The sequence below is a fragment of the Streptomyces sp. NPDC047515 genome (genome assembly GCF_040643055.1).
GTDB lineage: Bacteria > Actinomycetota > Actinomycetes > Streptomycetales > Streptomycetaceae > Streptomyces.
In genome coordinates this window covers 1-1,358 of record NZ_JBEYTM010000172.1, presented here as the reverse complement: position 1 = coordinate 1,358, position 1,358 = coordinate 1, and the positions used below count along the sequence as shown (strand labels likewise).

Below are 1,358 nucleotides of genomic sequence, written 5' to 3'. Positions count from 1 at the left end.
TGGTGATGTGGGGGCTGTGTTTGGGTTGGGGCCAGTGTGTGTGGTGGGAGCGTTTCGCTGCCCATTTCAGGATCTTGCGTTTGACGACTCGCGGGTGTGAGCGCTTTCGGCGGGGTGGGTTGAGGTGTTGGGTGAGCCATCGGATGGCGTGAGACCAGATCGCGTCGGCCGTGTCAGCGTTCGGAGGGGGAAAATGCGCTCTGCGCGACTGAGCGGCGAGCGATGCGGAGGGCCTTGACGAAGGAGGCTCTGTCGGGGTCGTGACCGGCACGTGCGGCAGTGTCGGCCATCAGGGTGCGGATGGCGTAGTGGCAGCACAGGTGTCCCCAGATTTCTTGCTGGACAAGCTCGGGGGCTTTCGAGCGCAGTACCGCGCGGGGGCCGCGCTGGTGGGTTTTCAGTTCGTCGAAGGTGGTCTCGATCTCCCACCGCTGGGCGTAGACGGCTGCGAGGTCCTCGGCGCCGGCCTCGACCGGGTCCAGGATCGTGGTCAGCAGCCGGTATTCCTCGGGGTTGTCCCGGCCGTCATCGATCGTGTAGTCGATCACTCTGACCGTGAGTGGATCCGTCGTGGCCCGGTTCGGGCCCGATGTCGGGACGATCCGGGCCAGCCAGGATCCATCGGCCAGGGTTTCCAGATACCGGGGCCGCAGGTTCGTCTTCACGCGCCAGAGCAGATCCGCGCCCGTGGCAGCGGCCTGCCGCCAGAGGCGGTACCCGTAGAAGCCCCGGTCGGCCAGGACCAGTTGGCCCGGCTCGAGTCGCCCAACGAGCTGCCGGGACAACTCGATCTCCGACACGCTGCACGGGCCGGTGACAGCGTCGAAGACCGCATGGGTGCCGCATTCCGCCAACGCCACCAGGCGGGCCTGCGGGAACGCGGCCCGCTCCCCCCGGCTGGAAGCGGGCCGCCCGAAGAACTCCGCGTTGGCTGCCGTGTCCGCCACGTCCAGGCACGTCCCGTCGATCGCCACCAGACGACGCCCGGCCAGCCACGACCCCGGCGTGTCCGGCCCCGCCAGCGGACGCGCGACCCGCGCGAACAGGTCCCGCACCGGCTCGAACCCCAGACGAGACCTGGCCTGGAAGATCGCCGACTTCGAGGGAGGCGCGAACGACTCCGACCATCCCGACGCCCACGACAGCCCATCCGTGAGCTGCGCGAACACATCCTCGTAGGAGCCATCCGCATACAGCGCCATCCCGATCGAGAAGTACGCCATCACCCGTGCGGGCAACGACCGGTGACGCCGCTCAGTGCGTCCCGCCTCCTCGATCACCGCGTCAACCACATCCGCGGGAAACACCCGAGTCAGCAACCCCACAGACACCAAATCCGACAACCGGACATCAGAAGA

Annotated in this window: 1 protein-coding gene; it reads right to left on the bottom strand. The window is 67.7% G+C overall.

Annotated elements, in window-relative coordinates; genetic code table 11:
• Positions 1 to 173: 173 nt before the first annotated feature.
• Positions 174 to 1,358 (bottom strand): IS4 family transposase (locus tag ABZ826_RS39365; RefSeq protein ID WP_361459409.1); only part of this gene is annotated, 1,185 nt, incomplete at its 5' end.